Here is a 23,031-nt window from a genome sequence, read left to right as displayed (position 1 = left end):
CATTAAGCCTAAGAAAAATGCCGTTCACACTAAGTGAACGGCATTACGCACCGCGGGGATTTTTTTATCTTACAAGAAATCAGTGGTAGCCCGTGAGGGATTACAGACCTATTTGATCAGCTTAAGCAGAGCCTTGAAGCGTTCACCTTCTGCCTGATGTTGCAGTTCAAACAGTAAAGATTCGCTGTTGTTGAGCCTGGCTCCCTGCTGCTTCATCATCTCTATTCCCAAGCGTTTGTTGCTTTCACTGCGGGAGCTGACGGCATCGGCTATCAAGTGCACATCGAAACCCTGCTCGATAAGATCACCACAGGTTTGATAGACACAGACATGTGTCTCTATCCCGGCCAGCAGTACCTGTTTGCGGCCCGCGCTCAACAGTGCCTCACGGAACGCCGGGCAGTGCCAGCCACTGAAGTGATGCTTGGCAATCGGCGATGTGGTTTTGGATAGCAGGGCGGCCAGTGACTCTGTAGTGGGGCCGAGCTTCTGCGGCAACTGTTCCAGCCAGAGCACCGGGATATCAAACAAGGCTGTGCCTTCTATCAGCATGGCCAGTTGCTGATGCAGCTGTTCACTCTTGTCCATTATCTGCGCCAGTTTACCCTGAACATCCACTATGACCAGCACACATTCTTCCGCTTTTAACATCTTGTTCTCCTTCTGGTTGGCCTTAGGACAGGTGTAAACGAGCCCTGCTTTTGCTTCAGTAAACCTAAGGACATTCAGTTAACGACAGGACAGGGCTTAAGCCAATAGGCCTTAGGTCGTAGATGATTGCGCTTTTTTTGTGCGCCTGAGCCTTGCTTGCACTTAATTGGTGCATATCTGCAGCTCTCAACCTGGTCCGTAAAAACTAACTCTTTATAAAACAAAAAATTAACATTTTGGCCTAATGTTTGAATTGCTTTTGGCATAACACCAATACAGCAAGGCGATTCTGGAGGTCTGGATGAAATTAGTCAGCGCAATCATTAAGCCGTTCAAGCTCGATGATGTCCGCGAAGCGATTGCGGGCATAGGCATTGAGGGGATGACGGTCACCGAAGTTAAAGGTTTTGGTCGGCAAAAAGGACATACAGAGCTCTATCGGGGAGCCGAGTATCAGGTGGACTTTCTGCCCAAGGTCAAGCTCGAGATAGCCACTAAGGCGGAGAATCTTGAGCACCTGCTGGAGGTCATCACCAATGCCGCTCATACCGGCAAGATAGGTGACGGCAAGATCTTTGTGACAGATCTGGAACAGGTTATCCGTATTCGTACGGGCGAAACAGACACAGAAGCGCTGTAAGGGGGAGAAGATGGAAGAACTGAGCAAATTGGGTACTACGGTCACAGAGCTGCGTTTTGCGCTGGACACCTTTTACTTTCTGATCTCCGGCGCGCTGGTGATGTGGATGGCGGCGGGTTTCGCCATGCTGGAGGCCGGGTTGGTGCGTTCCAAAAATACCACAGAGATACTCACCAAAAACATCTGTCTCTATTCAATTGCCTGTATCACCTACCTGATTGTGGGTTACAACATCATGTATGTGGACAATGGTGAGGGTGGCTGGCTGCCGAGCATCAGCACCTTGATAGGAGCTCAAGCCGCCGACGCCGACCATGCGCTGGAGTCTGATTTTTTCTTCCAGGTGGTATTTGTGGCCACTGCCATGTCGATTGTTTCCGGCGCCGTGGCCGAGCGCATGCGCCTGTGGGCTTTTCTGGCATTCAGCCTGGTAATGACGGCAGTCATCTATCCGGTGGAAGGTTACTGGACCTGGGGCGGTGGTTTCCTTTCCGAAGCCGGCTTTGTCGACTTTGCCGGTAGCGGCATAGTGCATATGGCCGGTGCGGCCGCGGCCTTGGCCGGTGTCTTGCTGCTGGGAGCCCGCAAAGGTAAATATGGCGCCAATGGCCAGGTTAACCCTATCCCGGGTTCCAACCTGCCGCTGGCAACCCTGGGGACTTTTATCCTCTGGATGGGCTGGTTTGGTTTCAATGGTGGTTCTCAGTTACTGGTATCTGATGCCGAAAATGCCAGCGCTGTGGCCAAAGTCTTCGTCAACACCAACTCGGCAGCGGCCTTCGGCGCGGTATCTGCACTGATCGTCTGTAAGATGGTGTGGGGCAAGGCCGACTTGACCATGATACTCAATGGTACTTTGGCTGGTTTGGTGGCTATCACGGCCGATCCCTTGTCGCCCTCGCTGCCGATGGCGGGTGTGATAGGCCTGGTAGCCGGCGGTTTGGTGGTGTTCTCCATTGTGGGCTTTGACCGCATCAAGATAGACGATCCTGTCGGGGCTATCTCGGTGCACGGGGTCGCCGGTTTCTTCGGTTTGATGATGGTGCCTCTGTCCAATGCCGATGCCAGTGTGACAGGGCAGCTGTTTGGCGCTGCGGTGATCTCTGCCTGGGTGTTCCTGGCGTCATTGCTGGTGTGGGGCGCCTTGAAAGTGACCATGGGGATCCGGGTGACCGAAGAGGAAGAGTACAACGGTATGGACGCGTCGGACTGTGGTATCGATGCCTATCCTGAGTTTGTAACTGTCAAGAACGCCAACTGAGAGGCCAAGAACGCCAATTGATAAGTCAAGAACGCCAGCTGATAAGCCATGAGTGTTCTTGAGAGATCAAGCAAGCTTCCTTCACCTTTAAGCCATCTCTTGTGAGGTGGCTTTTGGTTAGAGCTGGCTTTGGGGTTACCGGCCTTGTTGTTACCTGGCTTGGCGGGAGTCGGCCAGGAAAAGCGTATTTTGCGGCTATGGCGCTTGATGACAGACGCTCTTGGGGGCAGACTGAAAGCAGAAACAGCCTGGAGCCTAAGGGGATGGCGATGAAGACTCTCAGTGTAATGAAGCTGACCGGTACTTTTTTCGGCGCTTTGTTAGTTACCTTGCTGTGGCTTGGCAATGCCGAGGCAGGTCAAGTGGTGGTTCGTGATGCCAGTGAGCCCTTCGATGCCTTTGCCGTCAGGGATGAATTACTGCGTCAGCATGAGTGGCAGGAACTACTGCGCTCGCAGCAACAACTGGAGATCCTCCGCAGCCTGCCTGCCATATGTGTTCCTTACATGCGCCCCTATCGCTACTTTTCCTGCAATGGCCATTTTTATCGCCCCTATCTTTACCGGCAACAGCAGCTATATATAGGGATCCCCAAGCCGGGTTCTGAAGTTATCGCTCCCGGGAATGAAGGCTTGAACTAGGGGATATTCACATTTTGTCACCCTTTGGCGCGGCAGGAGTGGCCAGTCTGACTTAAGCTTTCAGTAAAGAAGCCTTAACTCAGGAGGCCTTATGTTCTCAGGCACTTTCTCAAGCGCTTTCTCCGGCTCTCTCACTCATTCTTTCTTTGGCACTCTATCCACTACCATCTTGAGTCGCTTAATTGGTGCGGTTTTGCTGCTGCTATTTTGCGGTTGCAGCAGTACCCCGGTGCCAAGCAAGATGGCTCTTGGCAGCCTGTTTCAGGATAACCAATTCAAAGAGGCAGGGAATATCCCCGAGCCCGCCGAGTTATTCGCCTTGCCTCCCGAGGCGGTGCAGTTGCTCAGAGGTGCCTATAGCCGCGGTGCACTCATCTCCAATCAGCAGTTGGCCCACGAGTGGTTGGCTGACTATATCCATGCCGACAAGGGCGGCTTTCGCTATCAGGACAACTATACCCGCACCGCCGCCGAAACCTTTCATGACAGGGCTGGAAACTGCATGTCACTGGTGATCCTGACGGCGGCCATGGCGCAACAACTGGGGATAGAGGTTGAATTTCGCGACGTGGAAGTGCCTCCGGTCTGGGATCGCCAAGGCGCCTTTTATCTGGTCAATGGTCATATCAACCTCAAGTTATACCCGCCCAAGAGCAATCAGGTCTTCCATGTTACCGAGCGTTCCATTCTGGTGGATTTCCTGCCCGAGCGTGCTGTGCGCAGCTATAAGGTCAATAAGATCAGCCAAAGTACTGTGGTCGCCATGTATTACAACAATGCGGCGGCCGAGGCATTGATCAATGAGAATTGGGATCTCGCATACGGCTTGCTGAAAAAGAGCCTGCAACAGCAGAGTCTGTTTATTCCGGCGCTCAACAGCCTGGCGGTGCTCTATCGCGCCAGAGGCATGGAACAGATGGCCGAGCGGGTCTACCGCTATGCGTTGACGCTTGAGCCGGAAAACATGACTACCCTCTATAACCTGGCGGTCATGCTGAGCAGCCAGGACAGACTGGATGAATGGGCCGAAGTGCACAAGGTACTGGAGCTTGCCCGGATCCGTAATCCTTATTACTACTATGATATGGCGCAACAAGCCTACATGGATCGCCAATATGATGAGGCGCTGAGTTGGTATCGAAGAGCGATTGAGAAGGCGGATTATCGTCACGAGTTTTACTTTGGTTTGTCCAGAACCTATTGGGCAAAAGGGGACTCCGACCGGGCAAAGAGTAATCTGCAAAAGGCGTTGGCGCTGGCCGGTGACGGCGAGCAGAAAAAACGCTATCAGGCCAAGTTGCATGCGATGGAAGGGCATTGATTCAAAAGCTTGGCTAAAAGAGCGGGGTTATAAAGGCGCAATTGGTTAAGCCAAGTTGTAGGGTAAAAAGCCCGATGCTGACATCTGTATCGGGCTTTGTTGCTTTTGGGTTATAAGTTGCTTTTGGGCTATAAGTTGCTTTGGGCTATAAGTTGCTTTCTGGTTATAAGTTTCTCTCTGCCTGAAAGCTGGCCTTAAAGGGCATCGAAACTCAGCGCCTTGTCGCGGTAACTCAAGCGCGCCATCTGCCCCATATCCTTGAGCTCAACTGCCCTGACACCATAGGGCGGCTTTAAGCCCGAATTTTGGATTAGCTCAAGGTTTAGAGGCAACTGCAGACTGTTTTGCTCTTGTGTCAGCCAGGCCGCTGTCTCACTCTGAAGTATGGCGATTTCCCGACCTTGGGCATTGGTCCCTGTCAGTATTGCCGACACCCCAAAACGACCACTTTGGGCCAGCTCCAGCGTAAAGTTGAGGGCGCTTGGCAGACCATTTTGCCAACCAACTTTGATTTCGGGTGCCAGCCGCGCCGATGGATAGAACTGCTTGAAGGCGGTCTTGACTGTACGTCGTACCAAGGTGTTATCCACCTGGGTCTCAATATCGACTACCAATTCACTGAACCCCGCATTGCTTGAGGGCATGGGCAGCTGCTCATTTTGCAGTCGCCAGCCGTTGCCACTTTGGCTGAGTTGCAGTGGGGTTTGCTTGCCGCTTACTTGCTGCAGCCGGGCAGTGGCCAAACGAGGTGAACCCAGGGTCTTATCGTTTTCAAGCGCCAGCTCCAACTCGAGATGGGTGTTGGCCTCGAGTGATGATGGGGTGCTTAACTTGAGATGATAGGCAGAGCCTTTCTCTTTGACATTAACCAGATAGTTGTCAGTGGCGGTCAGCGCTGCGGCGACCTGCAGGCGATAGAGGCCGGGCTTGATATCTGAGCTCAGCAACAGGGCACTGGAGTCATCATCCATTCCGGCGCTGGCCAGAGACTCAGAGTCTACGGCGCGGCGGATAAGGCGTTTGTTCTCAGTTTTGCCTGCGGCTGAGCTGAGTTGAACTGCGTCCGGAGCAATGCTCTTGGGGGCCGTCGGGGCGCCGCTGCTTTTATCCCAGCGAGGAGCCAGACGGATAACGCTGCTGCCTTGGGTTAATGGCAGCTCTATGCCTTGGTTAAGCTCGGCGCCTGTAACCATCAACCAGTATTCATCACTGCTGGCACTGGCGGTTTTGTCCGGCAGCTGGGCTTGATACTCCCCTGACAGCGCCCTGACAAAGCTGACATCTTCCCTGGAGGTATTCAAGGGCGGCAATTGCCCTGTATCCAGCTCTTCTGAAGCCTTGATATCGCTTGCCTGGGGCGGAGCCATGGCCAAGGTCAGGTTTTTGGGCTGCTGGTTCTGTGCTACCTTGGCATCATCCTGGCAACCCGCGAGGCTCAGGAGTATCGCTGCCAGCAGCGGTGTCTTGCTGATATGCATCTTCATACTTACGTCCTCAGATATGATTGCGCAGAAGGGTGTCGAGATTAAAACAGGCCCGGCGGCTTTGATGGTGACTCAAAGGTTCTCTGTCACGGGTTTTCTGCTTATCGGTAAACCAGACACTGCCGGCGGCACTCTGGGAGCTGCACTCAAGAAAACCGTCGGAGCAGTTATCCAACCAGTTTTGGGTGGTCTCCAACCCGACCTGGTACTGATAACCGCCGCAATAGCTGTCGCTGTCCCAAACTGCCGACTCCACGTCTGAGCCGACAACAGCTTCAAAAGGCTTACCCAGAGAAGGACGCCTGGCTGTGCCGTATAGCCATTGACTGTTGTATTGCGCCATCCAACCCACTTGCTGCTGTTTGACGGCGTCACTGTCGTAACCGAGCAGCCAGCCGAGACTGGTTTCAAACACATTGCCTTGAGTGACGGCATCGGCCAGTGGGGTACCGGCACTGGAAGGCGCCAGCGCTATCACTCGGCTGATGCTGTTGATCACAGCTGGATAACGTCCATCCCAGGTGGGATTGGACAAGACCCAGCGCACTATGTTGCCGCCATTGGAGTGGGTGATAAGGATCAGTTGATCCAGATTGCGGGCGTTGATAAAGCTCAGCAGCTGATCGACCAAACAGCCGGCAGCGGCCTCATCCCACATATATTGCTCGAAGTCACAGTTGATGACCTGATAGTTACTCGGGGTGCTGATACCTTGACGAACTGAATCGACAAACTCGCGGGTCCAGTAATCGTTCAGGGCATCGGTTTGTTTTCCTGTTCCATGGACAAAGGCGACGCCGGTGGCGCCATGACTCAGGGAGCAGACACTACAAAGACCCAACATCATCAGGGTGGTGGATATTTTCATGTCGCATTTCTCTTGTTGATTATCATTATTTTGTGAATGGATAAATATGCTTATCCGCTAATCAAGTTAGTTGTAATGTTTGCTTGCGGCAAGTCAATTACTGAAATATTGGCTAGGTTAAGCCAATTGGAATGGGTAGTTGTATATGTAGGAATTTATTGATTTTTTAGTTAAATATAACTGTTGGTCATGAGAGGTGGGAGCCACTTTTGAGCGCACTCTATAAATGAGTTACTTGCCTATAAATAGGAATTCAATAGGGTTTGATTCAAACCATGTGAGAGCTTGTAGCGATAAGGGCTAATCCTTGATTGAAAGGTGGTGTTGGTGGTTTGTTTATCAACAAGGCTGTGTTTAGGGAATTTCTCATTGGAAGGCAGGGATTATCATACAAAAAATAAGAAATAACATGAATTGCAGAGAAATCCATATAAGTTAATTGCATTGGTTGAATATAGCGGATAGATTGAAACTGTTATTCAAAACAAGAGATTCTTATCAATAGCCGGAGCTGTGTGACGTTTATGTATTACCAGAATGATGATGTACGGATTAATGAAGTTAAAGAGTTACTGCCACCGATAGCCATTCTGGAACGATTTCCGGCAACCGAACGCGCCTCATCCACCGTCTTTAAAGCCAGGAAGAATATTCACAAAATCCTGCATGGACAGGACGATCGCCTGCTGGTGGTGATAGGCCCATGCTCTATTCACGACCCTGAGGCCGCGCTGGAATATGGTGCGCGTTTGGCCAAACTCAGAACGGCCTATCAGGATCAGTTGGAAGTGGTGATGCGGGTCTATTTCGAGAAACCCAGAACGACAGTGGGCTGGAAGGGGCTGATTAACGATCCCTACATGGATAACAGCTTCAAGCTCAACGACGGCCTGAGAACGGCCCGCAAACTGCTGCTGGAATTGAATGACAGCCAGGTACCGACTGCGGGTGAGTTTCTCGATATGATTACCCCGCAATATATGGCCGACCTCATGTGTTGGGGCGCCATCGGCGCCCGTACCACAGAGTCTCAGGTTCACCGCGAGTTGGCATCGGGCCTGTCTTGTCCTGTGGGATTCAAAAACGGCACAGATGGCACCATCAAGGTGGCGATAGATGCCATTGGGGCCGCTAGCGCGCCCCACCATTTTCTGTCGGTGACTAAGTTTGGTCATTCGGCAATTGTGTCAACCAAGGGTAATGATGACTGCCATATCATTCTGCGTGGTGGACGCGAACCTAACTACAGCTCAGCTCATGTGAACCGGATATGTTCTCAGCTTGAGAAGGTTGGCCTGAAACCTAAGGTGATGATTGACTTCAGTCATGCCAATTCCAGTAAAGACTTCCGGCGTCAGATGTTGGTGGCTGAAGATGTCTGCGGCCAGATTGCCGCTAAACAGCAGGCGATTTTCGGAGTGATGGTGGAGAGTCATCTGGTGGAAGGGCGTCAGGATCTTAATCCCGGGCATCCTCTCTGTTATGGGCAAAGTATTACCGACGCCTGTATCGGTTGGGATGATACAGAGAAACTGCTGTCAATGCTCAATGACAGCGTGCTGAAGCGCCGTCAGGGTTGAGCGTCAATATTATAGGGTTAAAGGCGCCATTGGCGCCTTTACTTTTGGGCTTGCTGTGCCAGGTATTCGTTGGCCTTGGCCAGGCTGCCAAAGGAAGCTATCAGATTGTTACGGCCTTTTTCCTGGATCTCGGGGTTGCCTGATTCGATCATCATCCATACCCAGGTTTGGATCAGTGGCAGGGGCGGGTATTGAACTTTTGAATCCAACATAAGATTTCCTTCAACAGATACAGTAAAAAATCGGTGCGGACCGGTTTGTTTGACATTTTTGAACACTCGTTGCCGCCCGTACTTAGCAGGAAAGAGTAGCAAATTCTTTTTTCATGCATAACCATCTTTCCGCTCTTTGGAGGAATTTTGGCGATAAAAATTCCGTTGCTAGCCATTTAGTCTAGGTTAAATGTTATTTTTGTCATTCTAAAGTGCTGCTTCTGATGATTATTTCCGGGCGGTCAGCCAAACAGATCGCAGACTTGGGCCCCACTCACTGCTACACTCGGAACACTCTTTTCTCCTGGCAAGATGTATGCGTCCAACTCTTTACCTTGAAGGTCCCGTCGATAAGCTCAACTGGCAAGTGCTCAAACTTCTCTGGCCCTATCTGTTGGAATACAAGGGCCGGATTATCCTGGCGCTGCTGTGTCTTGTTGTGGGAAAACTCGCCAGTGTCGGTTTGCCTTTCCTGTTGAAGCATTTGGTTGATGACTTGGGGAGCGCCCAAACGGCGCAGCTGTTGGCCGTGCCTATAGCGCTGGTTTTGGCTTATGGCAGCTTGAGATTAGTCAATGCGCTCACCGGGGAGATCAGGGATACCCTCTTTGGCCGAGTGACCGAGAGGGCGATACGACGCCTGGGATTGCAGGTCTTTGAACATCTGCACCGGCTGGATCTCGGTTTTCACCTCGACAGGCGCACCGGCGGATTATCGCGGGACATAGAGCGCGGCACCAGCGGCATCAGTTTTCTGATGCGTTTTATGGTGTTCAACATAGTACCCACCTTGTTGGAAATCCTGATGGTGGTGGCCATTTTACTGTGGAATTATGGTATCTGGTTTGCGCTGATAACCTTCTGTTCCGTGCTGGCCTACGGTTTGTTTTCTGTTGTGACGACTGAGTGGCGTACCTCTTATGTCCGTGAGGCGGCGAAGGCCGACTCGGTATCCAACACCCGCGCTATCGATAGCCTGCTTAACTATGAAACCGTCAAATACTTCAACAATGAAGCCTATGAGGCGAATGAGTATGACAAGGCGTTGGCAGACTGGGAAGTGGCCAAGCGCAAGAATCGTCTGTCGTTGTTCGCCCTCAATGCCGGTCAGGCCACCATTATTGCTGTCGCCATGACTTTAATGCTGGGGCTGGCGGCCTTTGAAGTGACCCGTGGACAGATGACTGTGGGTGACTTTGTATTGATCAACGCCTTTATGATGCAACTCTTTATGCCGCTCAACTTCCTGGGTTTTGTGTATCGTGAAATTCGGGGGGCTTTGGCCAATATAGAGAGGATGTTCTCGCTGCTGGATAAGACTCCGCTGGTAAAAGACAACCCAGCGGCCAAGGATATCGTGCCGACAGAGGGCCTAATCAGTTTTGACTCGGTTGGCTTTGGCTATGGTGACAGGGAGATACTCAAGGGCGTGAGTTTTGAGATAGAGCCCGGGCAGAAGGTGGCTGTCGTGGGTGAAAGCGGCGCCGGTAAATCGACGTTGGTGCGCTTGTTGTTCCGCTTTTACGATGTCAGCCAAGGAGCGATTCGGGTCGATGGTATCGATATTCGCGATATGACCCAAGATGCACTGCGCCGAGCCATTGCCATAGTACCTCAGGATACTGTGCTGTTTAACGATACTCTGTTTGAGAATATTCGCTATGGCCGCCCCGATGCTTCGGACGCCGAAATCTGGCAGGCGATAGAGTTGGCCCACCTTAAGCAGTTTGTTGAGGCATTACCGCAGCAGGCCCAGACCAAGGTGGGTGAGAGAGGCATGAAACTCTCTGGCGGTGAAAAGCAGCGAGTGGCAATTGCCAGGGCGATATTGAAGCGCTCGCCGATACTGATCTTCGATGAGGCCACCTCATCACTGGACAGCCGCTCCGAGCGGGCAATTCTCAAGGCGCTCGACGAAGTTGCCAAGGGTCATACCAGCTTGGTGATTGCCCACAGGCTATCGACAGTGGTGGATGCCGATAAAATCTTAGTGTTGCACCAAGGCCAGTTGGTTGAATCCGGATGCCATGACAGCCTGCTGGCCGCCGATGGATATTACGCGCGTTTATGGCGGATCCAGCACACAAAACAGTCAGATGAGTCGGTGCAAGTTCAGCATTGATTCAGTCTTGCTGCCGCATACTCGAAAGTCCAAAGTCGCGTCAGCCATGGGGGCAGCACAGATGGAAAACATTGTATTGCAGGTCAATATTGAAGGAATGCAGGACAAAGTCCGTACAGATTGGAATTGTCTGGCGGATGAGCTTAAGGCCCGAGGTATGGATGATGTTGCCCTCAATCAATTACATACCGAGTTACGTGCCGGGCTGAGAGTATCCACCCGCGGCCTGACTCTGTCTATGGTATCTGCAGAACCCTTTAATGAGGCGTTGGAAGGAATTATCAGTGAGTCAAGAAAGCAGGCTCAGTCGCAAGGGGAAGTGCGTAGCTGAGCCTGAGTTGATGCTATTTCTTGGTTTGGTTGCGGTCGGCTTGCCAGCCGTCGCACAGTAGGTTGAAACTATTTTTCGCTTCATTTAGCGGTGTCAGTTCAGTTATTTTACCGCCGCGATAACAGAGCATCTCTCCCTCAATCTCAATTAAACGGCTGCAATTCTTGCAGCTGAGCGATGCAGTTTTGCTCGTTTCCGGCTTGGGGACCTGACTGACAAATGTCATTTTCACTTCAAAATCCTCTGGAAGTGGCAAGTCTTGATTAGGCGCAAGATCTTACCACTTTTGTGATGCAACGCACAATCTAACCATTATTACGCTTCGCTGACAGTGACAATACCTCATTGATCGAAGTGAGCGTAGTATTTATCCAAAGATACCGACAGGCCACTTTGGGTAACGATTCTGACGTGGCGTGGTTTGAGTTGTCTTGGGTCAGTAACCCCGCAGGAGTGGGCCAGCATCCCCAGATCATGGTGCAATGCCTTGTTGTAGTTGGCGACTCGGGTGGATTTATCCCTGGGATCCAATCCTTGTTGCAGTTTCTTGTTATGGGTGGTTATCCCGGTGGGGCAGGTATCCTTGTTGCACTGCAGCGCTTGAATACATCCCAGCGCGAACATATTCCCTCTCGCTGAGGCGGTGAAATCCGCCCCCAGCGCCAGCGCCCAGGCGACTCTGGAGGGCGTGATAAGTTTGCCTGAGGCTATCACCTTGATCCTTTGCTTCAGTCCATGCCGCCGCAGTTGATCGACCAACAGTGGCAAGCTCTCTTTCAGCGGTAGGCCAACATAGTCCATCAAGGTTTGCGGCGCTGCGCCCGTTCCGCCATCGGCGCTGTCGAGGGTGAAGAAATCGGGAGCCGAGTCATGACCGCGTTGGTTAATCTCTTCCAGAAAATCTTCCAACCAGTGAGTATCACCCAAGACCGCTTTGATCCCTGTGGGTTTGCCTGTCACCTGTCTGACTCTGGCTATCATGTCGAGAATATCGCCGACATGATGAAACTCGATATGGCCGTTGGGACTGATGGAATCCTCTCCTGCTGGGATCCCTCTAATCGCGGCTATCTCTTCGGTTACCTTTACCCCGGGAAGAATTCCCCCCTTGCCTGGCTTGGCTCCCTGACTGAGTTTGATTTCGAACATTTTCACCTGAGAGTGAGCGGCCACTTCCCTGAGCTTGTCATCATCCAGGTGCCCTTCAGCGTTGCGAACGCCATATTTGGCAGTGCCTATCTGGAATACCAGATCGCAGTTTCCCTTGAGGTGGTGGGCGCTGAGGCCGCCTTCGCCAGTGTTGAGCCAGCATCCTGCCTGGGCTGCCCCATGGGAAAGGGCGGTAACAGCTGGGCGAGAAAGAGCGCCGAAACTCATGGCGGAAATATGGCAAATGGCGCTGGTGGCAAAGGGATGTTCGCAGTCAGGGCCAATAATCACAGGTGTTGGCGGTACAACGTCTTGATCCAGTGTGGGGAAGGCGGTGTTCATAAACAGTATGCTGCCGTTGGCTTCCAGTGGCCTGGTGGAGCCGAAGGCTATGGTGCGGTCGACATTTTTCGCCGCTCGGTAGACCCAACTACGCTCGGCACGATTGAAGGGGAGTTCTTCCCGATCGAGAGCGAAAAAGTACTGGCGGAAGAATTCGCCCATTTTCTCGAAGAAATATCGGAATCGTCCGACAACAGGGTAGTTATGCCGCACCGCCTGCTTGGTTTGCATCACATCGGCGATATACATATAAGTGATTACCAAGAGTCCTAAGCCGACGACTATCAAAAACAGGCCGGAAAAGAGTTCCAGGCCCCACATAAACCAGTTTTGCTCGCGCATCTTCTATCCTTATTGACTGCCAAAGTGGCTGGTTACCAGGCCCGTGGGCCCCTGTTCTGCCAAGGTGAGAATAAAAAGTTGATCGTATTGCTGCTCATCCAAACTAACAAGGGGGCCACCGAGTGCCTTGATGATGGCCGGAATCGTATTGCTATGGCCGGCGATCAGCACATTGCCTTGGCTGGCTTTGACCGCATCAGCTATGGCATTGATGTGAACCTCCAAGCCGCCTTTGGCTGGAAACACCTCAATCCTGAGTTGTTTGGCTGTTGCAATTGGTCCCAGGGTTTCCTGAGTTCGGCGAAACTCACTCGACATCAGCCTTTGCAGTTGGGTGTCCTGTAGTGCCGCTGCCAGAGCCTCGGCTCGCGCCTTACCGGCGGCTGTCAGCCCGGGATCGCTTCCCTGAGCTTTTTCCGCGTGCCTAACCAGGAATATGGTTTGATTAGTGTTGGCGGCCTGGGACGGCAAACCAAAAAGCACTGAAAGACAAAGCAGTAGAAAAATTCTTACCATTTTTATTTTCTATCAAATACTTAAATAACATGTGGGATCATAGCCCGAGTATCGGCCTGGGTAAACAATCACTAAACTAATTGCTGAATTGGTCGATAATTAACCTGGGACACGCTTTTCATACGAGGAAACCAAGATGGAAATCCGCAATCATGGCGCTCAGGTCTCTGAGGTGGCCAAGGATAAGACCCAACAACTGGATGGTAATCATGGCAAGGCGGTATCTGAAGTCGCCAGTAGCAAGAGCATCCGCCATGTCAGTCAGCAGTTGATGAATAACGCTATTCTGGCGGCGCAGGAGGAGGTAAGTCTCAATAGTGGCAACGAACCCATGAGTCTCTTGTATCGCGCCGCGATTGAGGCCATCAATGAAGAACTGGCACCCTACATGGGTGAAAATGCCCTGCAGCAGGTGCAGGAGCAGCAGATAGATACTTCTCCCGAGGCCACGGCCGACAGAATTGTTAGCTTTGCGACTCAGTTCTTCAGTGTCTACCAGCAGCAAAATTCCAGCATGGACTTTGACAGTCAGCTGTCCGGTTTTATGGACGTTATCGGCGGCGCCATAGATCAGGGCTTTAAAGAGGCGACGGATATCCTCTCCGGGCTCAAGGTGCTGGAAGGCGAAATCAAGACTGGGGTGGATGAAACTTACGCTCTGGTACAGCAAGGGTTGCAGGCATTCAGAGATAGCTTTAGCACAGAGCAGGAATAATCGAGATCATGCGAAATCTTACCTGCAGATAACCCCCTCACTATGAGGGGTTTTTGTTGGTTGAATATGGGGTTATGCTGCAATAATCGTCTTGTGTTACCTAAGGAGAAGCTATGTGGACTGAAGGTCGGGTCATTGAGCGTATCGATTGGAACAGCAAGTTATTCAGCCTGAGGATTGCCGCCGAGATAGCACCGTTTATTGCCGGCCAGTTTATCAAGCTCAGTCAGCTGCGGGATGATAAACGTATCGCCCGGGCCTATTCGCTGGTGAATGCCCCTGGGACTGACTATCTTGAAATACTGGCGGTGGCGGTAGATCAAGGCCAGTTGTCACCGGATCTGCAATCTTTGCAGCCGGGTGACAGTATTAGCGTGACAGACAAAGCCACCGGCTTTATGACTTTGGATGAGATCCCAAAAGGAGAATTACAGGGGCGTCACCTGTGGTTTTTGGCAACAGGTACGGCTGTGGGGCCGTTTCTTTCCATGTTGGATACTCCTGAGCCTTGGCAGCGGTTTGATAAGGTGGTTCTGGTTTACGGGGTAAGAGAAGCGCAGGATCTTGCCTATCTCGATAAGATCCGCGGCTATCAACAGGCCTATCCCGAGCAATTTGTGTTTGTGCCCTGTGTCACTCGTGAAGATTTTGATGGTGCGCTGCGTTGTCGCATCCCGGATGGCCTGCAAAGTGGTGAGATAGAGGCCAAGGTCGGGCTGAACATAAGTGCAAAGGACTCGCAATTGATGCTTTGTGGTAATCCCGGGATGATCCAGGGGGCTACGGCGGCACTTATCGATAAAGGCTTGGCCAAAAACCTGCGCCGGGCCCCAGGACAGATAACAGTCGAAAAATACTGGTAACAGGAGAGTCTGGATGCAGCTCTATTACTCTACAGCTTCGCCTTATGCCCGCGTGGTCAGGGTCATTGCCCGCGAGCTGGGTTTGGCGTTGGATGAAAAGCTGGTCAATCCTTTCGATAACAGTGACGAGTTACTGTCGGTTAACCCTTTGGGGAAAATTCCCTGTCTGCTTTTGGATGATGGCGCCGCACTGTTCGACAGCGAAGTCATAGCTCGCTTTCTGGACGACAAATTCGGCCAGAATTGTTTCTTTGGACCACCCGGAAACTGGGCTTATGAGTGCCAGTTCTCGCTGCTCAAAGGCGCGCTGGATAGCGCCGTTGGCTTAAGGCAGGAACAGATGCGTGAAGAGGAGGGGGTTCGTTCATCTTTCTGGAGCGGCCGTTTCGAGCAGGCCCTGCTCAGAGCCTTAATGGAGGTGGAGCGTCAGGGAATTATTGCGAGCGGCCCACTCGATGCCAGACAGGTACTGCTGTTGGTGCTACTCGAATACCTTGATTTTCGTCATCCGGATCTCGACTGGCGTAAAGTGGCACCGGCCTTGGCATACTGGCTGGAATCGGCATCAATCAGGCAGAGTTTCCGAGATACTCGTCCTGGGTGATTTCTCGGTGATTTGCGGTTTGGCCAAGTCCGAGTAACGCCTGCCCTTGGGGTGGGTTCTACGATTGGTTTCACCGAAGACGCCATAGAGGTCACGGCTCATGCCATAGTCCAGTCGCCGATCGCTGAAGGGAACTCTTCTGTCTTCATGATGTTGATACTTGCAGTCGCATTGGCTGCAGTCACATTCCGCCAAGGGGAGCCGGGGCGCCTCCTTTGACAGAAAACGCTTGCCTTCAAGCGCTCTTATCGCTTGGCAGGCATTTGGCGCCAACACTATGGAGACACAGTGATATTGTTTCTCTTTGGGGGCAGAGGGTCTGTCCTGACGACGCTTTTCAGGTCTTAACCTGTGACGGAACAGAAACAAGATCAGTAGCAAAGACACCACAGCCAGCAGGATTTCCAAAATATCCAAGATACTTCCTCTCTCCATGTATAAGTTTTAAGGTTCAGTTTAGTTTAGTTTGCGACAATTTGGCCGATTCCAATCGCTTTGCTCCCAGCCACTGCCATTCTGTCTGTTTTCATCTGTATTCCCCTTGTCAGAATTTTTGCATTAGGCTGAAAATAAAGTTGATTAGAAATAGTTCTCATTAAATTACTCATCCAACATGAGGTACTGAATAATATGAGCTACAAGACAGGTCTGATACTTGGCAGTGCGTTGGCCGCATCCAGCTTGATGTTGCCGGTGGTTGCCGCCGATGAGGTGACGGTTTATTCCTATCGTCAGGAGTTTTTGGTCAAGCCCATTCTGGATGACTTCAGTCAGGCTACCGGGGTGAAGGTTAATTTTGTGTTTGCCAAAGATGGCATTGCCGATAGATTGGCCCGTGAAGGACGCTTATCACCGGCGGATCTGGTGCTGACGTCTGACTTTTCCCGCTTGCAGGAATTGGTGGACAAGCAGTTGGTCAAACAGGTGGAAAGTGACACACTCAAGCAGAATATTCCGGCCCAATACCGGGATCCCGAAGGAAACTGGTACGCCCTGACTATGAGGGTGCGTAATCTCTATTCCAGCAAGGAGCGCCTCGGGCCGCTGACAATCAACTATGAAGACCTGGCCGATGCCCGTTACAAGGGTAAGGTGTGTATGCGTAGTGGCAAGCATCCCTACAACATAGCGCTGGTAGCCTCTATGATAGCCCACCACGGTGAAGCCGATGCCAAGAGTTGGCTTCAGGGACTGAAGAGTAACTTGGCCCGGAAGCCTCAGGGTAACGATAGGGCGCAGGTGCAGGCGGTAAAAGAAGGTTTGTGTGATATCGCCATCGGCAACAGTTATTACTACGGCAAGATGCTGCAAGATCCCAAACAGCGGCCATGGGCCGAAGCGGCGGTGATCAACTTCCCGAATCAGGAAAATCGTGGTGCCCATATCAATGTCTCGGGTATGGCGCTGGCCAAGCATGCGCCTAACTCGGCCGATGCTCTCAAACTGATGGAGTATCTGTCTTCGGATGCCGCCCAGCAGAGCTATGCCGAGGTCAATATGGAATATCCGGTCAAGGCTGATGTACCTGTCTCAGAGTTGGTGGCATCTTGGGGAGACTTTAAAGCCGATGATTTGCCTGTCTACAAGTTGGCAGAGCATCATCAGGCGGCGCTGAGACTGCTCGATGAGGTTAAGTTTGATCTCTGAGCTTGAAGGCGTTTCTGCAAAGGCTATGGGGGAATAGCTGTGATCCTGACCTTCTCCAGAGGCTGGTCGTGGGCGGGGTTTATCGTCTGCGGCCTAATGGTGGCGCCGTTGCTGGCGCTGGTCATGCAGGCGTTCGAACCGGGTGAAACCCGCTTTGGGCAGATGTTTGCCACTGTGTTGCCGTCATACATAGCCAATACTTTCTGGCTGATGTTGGGAGTGAGTGTCGGCAGTCTGCTTTTGGCGGTGCCTGCTGCCTGGCTGGTGGCGCGCTGTGAATTTCGCGGCAGGCGCCTGTTCCAGTGGGCTCTGTTGTTGCCGCTGGCCATGCCGGCCTATATTGTCGCTTATGTGTATACCGATTTACTGGATTATGCCGGGCCTGTGCAGCGGTTTTTACGCGCAAGCTTTGGCTGGCAATCGGTAACCGACTACTGGTTTCCCGATATTCGAACTCTGGGCGGCGCCACTGTGATGTTGTCGCTGGTGCTCTTCCCTTACGTTTACCTCTTGGGGCGCACCGCGTTTCTGGAGCAATCCTTAAGTTTGCAGCATGCGGCCAAGGTAATGGGCTGCTCGCCATGGCAGAGTTTCTGGCGTTTGTCGCTGCCAATGGCGCGCCCGGCGCTGGCGGCCGGTGTCGCCCTGGTGGCCATGGAAACCATGGCTGACTTGGCGACGGTCAATTATTTTGCGGTATCCACCCTGACCACGGCTGTCTACGATACCTGGCGAGCCTATGGTGACTTGGCGGCCGCCGCCAAAATTTCGCTATTGATGTTGCTTGGTGTTTTTACTCTGTTTGCGCTGGAGCGTATGGCGAGGCGTAAACAACAATTATTTCAAAAGCAGCTGTTGCTTGAGGCGCCGGAGCCTTACCGGCTTAAAGGTTGGCGTGAGTGGTTGGCGCTCGGCTACTGCTCGCTGTTGCTGCTGCTGGCCTTTGTTTTGCCATTTGTCATTCTCGGCAGTTACGCCTTGGATTACTGGCAGCAGAGCTGGAACAGTGACTTTTGGCAGTACAGTCTCAACAGCCTAACGGTTGCCGCCATCAGCAGTGTATTGTGTTTGCTTTTGGCTATCCTCTTGGTGTTCATTCGCCGCCTGAGCCCGCGAAAGTGGGACATGCTGCCATCCCGTCTGGTCAGTACCGGCTATGCACTGCCGGGCACTGTGCTGGCGATTGCCGTGCTTATTCCGCTGACCTGGCTCGATTTCAGAATTGATGATCTCTACGCTCTGTTCGAGCGTCAAGGCCCGGGGCTCTTGTTCACCGGCAGTATCGCCGCCCTGGTGCTGGCGTTTTGTATTCGCTTTGCCGCCATCGCCATCGGCAGCATAGAGAGCAGTTACAAACGGCTGTCGCCTTCTCTTGACATGGCGGCCATCAGCCTGGGCAAGACACCGGGTAAAGTACTGGCATTAATCCATCTGCCACTGCTGCGCAGCGGTATTTTTGCCGCTCTGCTGCTGGTATTTATCGAGGCGATGAAAGAGTTGCCGGCTGCCTTGTTGCTAAGCCCTGTCGGGTTTCACAACCTGGCTACCCAAGTGTTCCAATACGTCTCCGATGAGCAGTTGGAGCAGGGGGCGTTGGCGGCTATTGTTATTGTGTTGGTGGGGCTGGTGCCCTTGATTTATCTCAACCGTTCGCTGGAGCAAAACAACTGATGTCGACCCTGAGTGTCAAGCAACTCCATAGCCATTATGGCGCCTTGCAGGTGCTCAAAGGGCTGAGCATTACTTTGCAAGCCGGTGAAATTGCCGCCCTGCTCGGACCCAGTGGTTGTGGTAAAACGACTCTGCTCAGAGCCATTGCCGGACTGCAGCCGGTCTCCGCCGGTGAAATTCATATCAGCGGCCGTGCAGTAACCACGGATAAGCTGCAGGTTCCGGGAGAGGAGCGTGGCGTGGGGATGATCTTTCAGGACTATGCCCTGTTTCCCCACTTGACGGTCGCGCAGAATATCCTCTTTGGTGTCAAGGGGTTGAACAAGGCGCAGCGCCTGAGCCGGCTCGAGGAGATGTTGGATTTGGTCAAGCTCCCGGGGCTTGGTGAACGGTATCCCCACGAGTTGTCCGGCGGTCAACAACAGAGGGTGTCGATTGCCAGGGCGCTTGCCTATGAACCTGAACTGCTGTTGTTGGATGAACCCTTCTCCAATATAGACGCCCAGGTACGCGGCGAGCTGATGCTGGAGATTCGCGCGATCCTCAAGAGCCGTAACGTCAGCGCCGTATTTGTGACCCACAGTAAGGATGAGGCCTTTGTTTTTGCCGATACCCTGGCGCTGTTTGAAGATGGAAAAATAGTGCAGCAAGGCTGTGCCGAAACTCTCTATGCCAACCCGGTCAATCGCTATGTGGCGGACTTTCTCGGCAGTGGTAATTATCTTATGGCCAAGGTCAGCTGCGAGCACTGTGTCGATACTCAAATCGGCCGCCTTAAGAGCTCTTTGCCCCATGGTTTGCCACTGAACTGGCAGGGTGAGTTGTTGCTGCGGCCACAGCAGTTGGAGTTACAACCCGACGAACAGGGGCTGGCCGTGGTTACCGAGCGGCGTTTTCTGGGCAATGTTTGCCATTATGATGTGCAGCAAGAGGGCGTCACTCTCGAGGTTCGTAGTCATCAGGTACAGTTTTCTCCAGGGCAGAGAGTCAGGCTGTCGACACTGGAACATCCGCTGGTGTTGTTCGGTAACGACTGTTAATAACAATTGTTTCATAAGTTTGCTGTGGGTGATAATTTGTTTGTCTCTGTGTTATACCAAACAATCGGTTTGATTGAATTCACCATAGGTATTCACTGAACCCCGGACTCGCCCATGCGCCGCTCCGGGATGAGAGCGGAGGCGAGATGCATAACCACAGCAATAATAAAATGCAGGACGCACAAGGGATACGGAATATCAGCAACAGCTCATGTCGTCAGCTGTTACTCGGCGTCATCGGGAGTTTGGCTGTTTGCTGCAGCACGGGAAGCATGGCGATGGATAGAATCACGGGCGCGGCCTTTGCGAGCCGCTCTGAAGTCTATGCGGTTAATGGTATGGCGGCAACCAGCCAACCACTGGCGACTCAGGTGGCGGTCGATATTCTCAAACAAGGTGGCAGCGCCGTGGATGCCGCGATTGCCGCCAATGCCATGCTGGGGTTGGTGGAGCCTACTGGTTCTGGCATAGGCGGCGATCTTTTTGCCATTGTCTGGAGCGCCAAAGAGCAGCGGCTCTATGGGCTTAATGCCTCTGGCCGCAGTCCGGCTTCTCTGACGTTGGAGATGCTCAAGGCCAAAGGGCTTGAGCATCTGCCGCCTTATGGACCTTTGCCCGTATCCGTGCCCGGTGCCGTGGATGGCTGGTATGAACTGCATGACAAGTTCGGCAAATTGCCCATGAAGGATAACCTGGCGCCGGCTATTCATTATGCCCGTGAAGGATTTCCGGTTTCCGAGCTCATCGCCTTCTATCTGGCGCGAAGCGGTGACAAGCTGGCCAAATACCCGGGGTTTAAAGAAACCTATATGCCAGGCGGCCGCATGCCGGCCGTCGGTGAATTGTTTCGAAATCCGGCTTTGGCCAACAGCTATGAAAAAATTGCCAAGGGGGGCCGGGACGTCTTTTACAAAGGAGAGATAGCCCGCAGTATTGCCGCCTATATGCAACAACAGGGCGGTTATCTTTCCTATGAAGATCTCGCTTCTCACAAGAGTGAGTGGGTTGAACCTGTATCGGTTAATTATCGGGGCTATGATATCTGGGAGCTGCCCCCCAACGGCCAGGGGATAGCGGCACTGCAGATCCTTAAAACCCTGGAGCCATTTAATCTCAAGGCCATGGGGCTGGACAGCGCCGAATATGTGCATCATTTCGTGGAAGCAAAAAAGCTGGCGTTTGCCGACCGAGCCAAGTTCTACGCTGACATGGACTTTGCCAAAGTGCCGGTAGCGTCACTTATCTCCAAAGAATACAACTACGCCAGAGCCAAGCTTATCGATGCTGACAAAGCCGCCGCCAGTGTTGAGCCGGGTAATCCCAATCTTTTACACGGTGATACCATCTATCTCACTACCGCCGATAAAGAAGGCAATATGGTGTCCCTCATCCAGAGCAATTATCGTGGCATGGGCTCAGGCATGACGCCTCCGGATTTGGGATTTGTGCTTCAGGACAGAGGCCAACTGTTTGATCTCACTCCCGGGCGTGCCAATTCCTATGCACCGGGTAAAAGACCGTTTCATACCATAATTCCGGCCTTTGTCACCAAAGATGGCAAGCCCTGGCTCAGCTTTGGTGTCATGGGGGGAGCCACCCAACCCCAGATGCATGCCCAGATCATGATTAATCTGATTGATTTTGGCCTCAACCTGCAGGAGGCGGGCGATGCTCCGAGAATATTGCATACAGGTTCCAGCCAACCGACCGGCGAGCAGATGACAGATGGCGGTTATATCAGCCTCGAGTCGGGCTTTTCCATGGAAACCCGCCGTGAGCTGATGAAAAAGGGGCATACTTTAAGTGATTCTCTCGGGGCTTTCGGTGGTTATCAGGCCATAGGCGTCAATGTTGAAAGTGGCGTTTATCGGGGAGCGTCCGAGTCCCGTAAAGACGGGCAGGCATCAGGTTATTGAAAGTAATCGGCAAAAACGTGCGTGAGCTAATTCAAATTAATGCTCAAGTTGCGGATAATAAGGCCGAAGATGAATTAATCTGAAAGGGTAGATTGCAAATGGATACACAGGTTATGCCACGGGAACAGCTGGGGATCTGCGCAGAGGGAAATCTGCACAGTGTTTATCTGATGTTCAATGCCAACGAAGGCGGGGAGTCACAACTGCGCCCTTGCCTGGCCAATGTCGCCCAGTATTTGTATGAGCTGGCAGATCAGTATGCCGACAGTGCCTTTAATGCCTTTGTGGCGATTGGTGCCAACTTTTGGGATCACCTCTATCCGGGAAGCAGACCGGCTGAACTCAAGCCATTCCCCGCGATGGAGTCGGGTAACCGGGATGCGCCGGCGATAGAGTTCGATATCTTTATTCACCTGCGTTGTGATCGCCTGGATATTCTTCATCTGGTGGCCAATGAGGTCAACGAAATGCTGGAAGGCCTGGCCGAGCTGGAAGAGGAGGAGCGCGGGTTCCGCTTTATGGACAGCCGCGATCTGACCGGTTTTGTCGATGGCACAGAAAACCCCAAGGGCAGAGGTCGTCAAGCTGTGGCCCTGGTAGGGGATGAAGACGATGCATTTCGCGGCGGTAGCTACATTCATGTACAGAAATATGTCCACAATTTGAGTAAGTGGCACAGACTGCCGCAGAAAAAGCAGGAAGACATCATAGGCCGCACCAAGCAGGACAACATAGAGTACGCCTCGGAAGACAAACCGCTGACGGCGCATATCAAGCGGGTAAATCTCAAGTATGACAATGGTGAGTCGATGGAGATCCTGCGTCAGAGCATGCCTTATGGTTCAGTCAAACAACAGGGATTGATGTTTATCTCTACTTGTAAGACACCAAGCCATTTCGAAAAGATGCTTCACAGTATGGTTTTCGGTGACGGAGAAGGACACCATGATCACCTGATGCACTTTACTCAGGCGGTAACAGGTTCCTCTTTCTTTGCCCCATCTCTGGATTTTATGATCCAGTTTGATGATTAATAACGCGATAGCGACAAAAACGCCCCTCATTGAGGGCAACGTAGTTCACTTAAGCGGAGCTGCCTTGTGATTAACAGGATA

At 52.3% G+C, this 23,031-nt stretch carries 23 protein-coding genes; 15 read left to right on the top strand and 8 right to left on the bottom strand.

Translation table 11 applies throughout. The annotated features are described in order from the left end of the window. Nucleotides 1-108 precede the first annotated feature (108 nt). Complete coding sequence (locus RC73_RS18440) at nucleotides 109-651, bottom strand: hydrolase (RefSeq protein WP_039036015.1); 543 nt, start codon at nucleotides 649-651, stop codon at nucleotides 109-111. 301 nt (nucleotides 652-952) lie between these two features. Between RC73_RS18440 and glnK the strand changes: the two genes are divergently transcribed. The 4 genes from glnK to RC73_RS18420 all read left to right on the top strand — a co-directional run bounded on the left by glnK (nucleotide 953) and on the right by RC73_RS18420 (nucleotide 4,514). Beyond that, nucleotides 953-1,291 (top strand): P-II family nitrogen regulator, encoded by a 339-nt coding sequence (glnK, locus tag RC73_RS18435; protein ID WP_025011521.1) that lies wholly within the window; start codon nucleotides 953-955, stop codon nucleotides 1,289-1,291. 10 nt (nucleotides 1,292-1,301) lie between these two features. Then, nucleotides 1,302-2,552, top strand: a complete 1,251-nt coding sequence (locus RC73_RS18430) for an ammonium transporter (protein ID WP_039036014.1) — start codon at nucleotides 1,302-1,304, stop codon at nucleotides 2,550-2,552. A gap of 269 nt (nucleotides 2,553-2,821) precedes the next feature. Then, entirely contained in the window at nucleotides 2,822-3,193 is a 372-nt protein-coding gene (locus RC73_RS18425) for a hypothetical protein (protein WP_229800126.1), read from the top strand. A 91-nt stretch (nucleotides 3,194-3,284) separates the two neighbouring features. Next, a complete protein-coding gene (locus tag RC73_RS18420; protein WP_082014377.1) occupies nucleotides 3,285-4,514 on the top strand; it encodes a hypothetical protein in 1,230 nt (409 codons plus the stop codon). A 194-nt stretch (nucleotides 4,515-4,708) separates the two neighbouring features. Here the strand turns inward: RC73_RS18420 and RC73_RS18415 are convergent, their stop codons facing one another. Next, entirely contained in the window at nucleotides 4,709-5,998 is a 1,290-nt protein-coding gene (locus RC73_RS18415; RefSeq protein WP_052248283.1) for a DUF4785 domain-containing protein, read from the bottom strand. A gap of 10 nt (nucleotides 5,999-6,008) precedes the next feature. Continuing rightward, nucleotides 6,009-6,866, bottom strand: coding sequence for a hypothetical protein (locus tag RC73_RS18410; RefSeq protein WP_039036013.1), 858 nt, complete (start codon nucleotides 6,864-6,866; stop codon nucleotides 6,009-6,011). 524 nt (nucleotides 6,867-7,390) lie between these two features. Here RC73_RS18410 and aroG point away from each other — a divergent pair. Beyond that, complete coding sequence (gene aroG, locus RC73_RS18405; RefSeq protein ID WP_039036012.1) at nucleotides 7,391-8,446, top strand: 3-deoxy-7-phosphoheptulonate synthase AroG; 1,056 nt, start codon at nucleotides 7,391-7,393, stop codon at nucleotides 8,444-8,446. A 38-nt stretch (nucleotides 8,447-8,484) separates the two neighbouring features. Here aroG and RC73_RS20970 read toward each other — a convergent pair whose 3' ends face one another. Then, a complete protein-coding gene (locus RC73_RS20970) occupies nucleotides 8,485-8,658 on the bottom strand; it encodes a hypothetical protein (RefSeq protein WP_096142315.1) in 174 nt (57 codons plus the stop codon). A gap of 316 nt (nucleotides 8,659-8,974) precedes the next feature. Here RC73_RS20970 and RC73_RS18400 point away from each other — a divergent pair, with 316 nt between their 5' ends. Then, complete coding sequence (locus RC73_RS18400) at nucleotides 8,975-10,780, top strand: ABCB family ABC transporter ATP-binding protein/permease (protein ID WP_039036011.1); 1,806 nt, start codon at nucleotides 8,975-8,977, stop codon at nucleotides 10,778-10,780. A 61-nt stretch (nucleotides 10,781-10,841) separates the two neighbouring features. Beyond that, a complete protein-coding gene (locus RC73_RS18395; protein ID WP_039036010.1) occupies nucleotides 10,842-11,111 on the top strand; it encodes a hypothetical protein in 270 nt (89 codons plus the stop codon). Nucleotides 11,112-11,124: 13 nt separating this feature from the next. Here RC73_RS18395 and RC73_RS18390 read toward each other — a convergent pair whose 3' ends face one another. The 3 genes from RC73_RS18390 to RC73_RS18380 all read right to left on the bottom strand — a co-directional run bounded on the left by RC73_RS18390 (nucleotide 11,125) and on the right by RC73_RS18380 (nucleotide 13,460). After that, on the bottom strand, nucleotides 11,125-11,337 hold the full coding sequence (locus tag RC73_RS18390) for a hypothetical protein (RefSeq protein WP_202932803.1): 213 nt from the start codon (nucleotides 11,335-11,337) through the stop codon (nucleotides 11,125-11,127). A 116-nt stretch (nucleotides 11,338-11,453) separates the two neighbouring features. Then, nucleotides 11,454-12,944 carry an FMN-binding glutamate synthase family protein gene (locus RC73_RS18385; protein ID WP_039036008.1) on the bottom strand — a complete coding sequence of 497 codons (1,491 nt, stop codon included), beginning with the start codon at nucleotides 12,942-12,944 and terminating at the stop codon, nucleotides 11,454-11,456. A 9-nt stretch (nucleotides 12,945-12,953) separates the two neighbouring features. Continuing rightward, nucleotides 12,954-13,460, bottom strand: coding sequence for a phosphoglycerate mutase family protein (locus RC73_RS18380; RefSeq protein WP_039036007.1), 507 nt, complete (start codon nucleotides 13,458-13,460; stop codon nucleotides 12,954-12,956). 136 nt (nucleotides 13,461-13,596) lie between these two features. Between RC73_RS18380 and RC73_RS18375 the strand changes: the two genes are divergently transcribed. The 3 genes from RC73_RS18375 to RC73_RS18365 all read left to right on the top strand — a co-directional run bounded on the left by RC73_RS18375 (nucleotide 13,597) and on the right by RC73_RS18365 (nucleotide 15,642). Continuing rightward, complete coding sequence (locus RC73_RS18375; protein ID WP_039036006.1) at nucleotides 13,597-14,175, top strand: DUF5610 domain-containing protein; 579 nt, start codon at nucleotides 13,597-13,599, stop codon at nucleotides 14,173-14,175. 113 nt (nucleotides 14,176-14,288) lie between these two features. Further along, nucleotides 14,289-15,038, top strand: coding sequence for a ferredoxin--NADP reductase (locus RC73_RS18370; protein WP_039036005.1), 750 nt, complete (start codon nucleotides 14,289-14,291; stop codon nucleotides 15,036-15,038). Nucleotides 15,039-15,051: 13 nt separating this feature from the next. Beyond that, the gene (locus RC73_RS18365; protein ID WP_039036004.1) at nucleotides 15,052-15,642 is read left to right on the top strand and encodes a glutathione S-transferase N-terminal domain-containing protein; all 591 of its coding nucleotides are present in this window, start codon (nucleotides 15,052-15,054) and stop codon (nucleotides 15,640-15,642) included. On the opposite strand, the gene RC73_RS18360 is transcribed toward RC73_RS18365, so the two are convergent. Beyond that, on the bottom strand, nucleotides 15,604-16,059 hold the full coding sequence (locus tag RC73_RS18360; RefSeq protein WP_052248282.1) for a hypothetical protein: 456 nt from the start codon (nucleotides 16,057-16,059) through the stop codon (nucleotides 15,604-15,606). The genes RC73_RS18365 and RC73_RS18360 overlap by 39 nt on opposite strands. A gap of 267 nt (nucleotides 16,060-16,326) precedes the next feature. On the opposite strand from RC73_RS18360, the gene RC73_RS18355 reads away from it, so the two are divergent. The 5 genes from RC73_RS18355 (at nucleotide 16,327) to RC73_RS18335 (ending at nucleotide 22,950) form a co-directional block, all read left to right on the top strand. Continuing rightward, nucleotides 16,327-17,289, top strand: coding sequence for a Fe(3+) ABC transporter substrate-binding protein (locus tag RC73_RS18355; RefSeq protein WP_052248285.1), 963 nt, complete (start codon nucleotides 16,327-16,329; stop codon nucleotides 17,287-17,289). A 39-nt stretch (nucleotides 17,290-17,328) separates the two neighbouring features. Continuing rightward, nucleotides 17,329-18,960 (top strand): ABC transporter permease, encoded by a 1,632-nt coding sequence (locus tag RC73_RS18350; protein ID WP_039036003.1) that lies wholly within the window; start codon nucleotides 17,329-17,331, stop codon nucleotides 18,958-18,960. Then, nucleotides 18,957-20,000 (top strand): ABC transporter ATP-binding protein, encoded by a 1,044-nt coding sequence (locus RC73_RS18345; RefSeq protein ID WP_200888004.1) that lies wholly within the window; start codon nucleotides 18,957-18,959, stop codon nucleotides 19,998-20,000. Before RC73_RS18350 ends, RC73_RS18345 begins: the two co-directional genes overlap by 4 nt. Nucleotides 20,001-20,272: 272 nt before the next feature. Next, nucleotides 20,273-21,916, top strand: coding sequence for a gamma-glutamyltransferase (ggt, locus tag RC73_RS18340; protein ID WP_226685229.1), 1,644 nt, complete (start codon nucleotides 20,273-20,275; stop codon nucleotides 21,914-21,916). A 98-nt stretch (nucleotides 21,917-22,014) separates the two neighbouring features. After that, nucleotides 22,015-22,950, top strand: coding sequence for a Dyp-type peroxidase (locus RC73_RS18335; protein WP_039036001.1), 936 nt, complete (start codon nucleotides 22,015-22,017; stop codon nucleotides 22,948-22,950). Nucleotides 22,951-23,031 lie beyond the last annotated feature (81 nt).

The sequence above is a fragment of the Shewanella sp. ECSMB14102 genome (assembly GCF_000813075.1).
Taxonomy (GTDB): domain Bacteria; phylum Pseudomonadota; class Gammaproteobacteria; order Enterobacterales; family Shewanellaceae; genus Shewanella; species Shewanella indica.
This window is presented reverse-complemented; position numbering and strand designations above follow the sequence as displayed.

Coding starts and splice junctions, on each gene's coding strand:
- RC73_RS18440 (WP_039036015.1), bottom strand. CDS start 651: ATGTTAAAAGCGGAAGAATGTGTGCTGGTCATAGTGGATGTTCAGGGT.
- glnK (WP_025011521.1), top strand. CDS start 953: ATGAAATTAGTCAGCGCAATCATTAAGCCGTTCAAGCTCGATGATGTC.
- RC73_RS18430 (WP_039036014.1), top strand. CDS start 1,302: ATGGAAGAACTGAGCAAATTGGGTACTACGGTCACAGAGCTGCGTTTT.
- RC73_RS18425 (WP_229800126.1), top strand. CDS start 2,822: ATGAAGACTCTCAGTGTAATGAAGCTGACCGGTACTTTTTTCGGCGCT.
- RC73_RS18420 (WP_082014377.1), top strand. CDS start 3,285: ATGTTCTCAGGCACTTTCTCAAGCGCTTTCTCCGGCTCTCTCACTCAT.
- RC73_RS18415 (WP_052248283.1), bottom strand. CDS start 5,998: ATGAAGATGCATATCAGCAAGACACCGCTGCTGGCAGCGATACTCCTG.
- RC73_RS18410 (WP_039036013.1), bottom strand. CDS start 6,866: ATGAAAATATCCACCACCCTGATGATGTTGGGTCTTTGTAGTGTCTGC.
- aroG (WP_039036012.1), top strand. CDS start 7,391: ATGTATTACCAGAATGATGATGTACGGATTAATGAAGTTAAAGAGTTA.
- RC73_RS20970 (WP_096142315.1), bottom strand. CDS start 8,658: ATGTTGGATTCAAAAGTTCAATACCCGCCCCTGCCACTGATCCAAACC.
- RC73_RS18400 (WP_039036011.1), top strand. CDS start 8,975: ATGCGTCCAACTCTTTACCTTGAAGGTCCCGTCGATAAGCTCAACTGG.
- RC73_RS18395 (WP_039036010.1), top strand. CDS start 10,842: ATGGAAAACATTGTATTGCAGGTCAATATTGAAGGAATGCAGGACAAA.
- RC73_RS18390 (WP_202932803.1), bottom strand. CDS start 11,337: ATGACATTTGTCAGTCAGGTCCCCAAGCCGGAAACGAGCAAAACTGCA.
- RC73_RS18385 (WP_039036008.1), bottom strand. CDS start 12,944: ATGCGCGAGCAAAACTGGTTTATGTGGGGCCTGGAACTCTTTTCCGGC.
- RC73_RS18380 (WP_039036007.1), bottom strand. CDS start 13,460: ATGGTAAGAATTTTTCTACTGCTTTGTCTTTCAGTGCTTTTTGGTTTG.
- RC73_RS18375 (WP_039036006.1), top strand. CDS start 13,597: ATGGAAATCCGCAATCATGGCGCTCAGGTCTCTGAGGTGGCCAAGGAT.
- RC73_RS18370 (WP_039036005.1), top strand. CDS start 14,289: ATGTGGACTGAAGGTCGGGTCATTGAGCGTATCGATTGGAACAGCAAG.
- RC73_RS18365 (WP_039036004.1), top strand. CDS start 15,052: ATGCAGCTCTATTACTCTACAGCTTCGCCTTATGCCCGCGTGGTCAGG.
- RC73_RS18355 (WP_052248285.1), top strand. CDS start 16,327: ATGTTGCCGGTGGTTGCCGCCGATGAGGTGACGGTTTATTCCTATCGT.
- ggt (WP_226685229.1), top strand. CDS start 20,273: ATGGCGATGGATAGAATCACGGGCGCGGCCTTTGCGAGCCGCTCTGAA.
- RC73_RS18335 (WP_039036001.1), top strand. CDS start 22,015: ATGGATACACAGGTTATGCCACGGGAACAGCTGGGGATCTGCGCAGAG.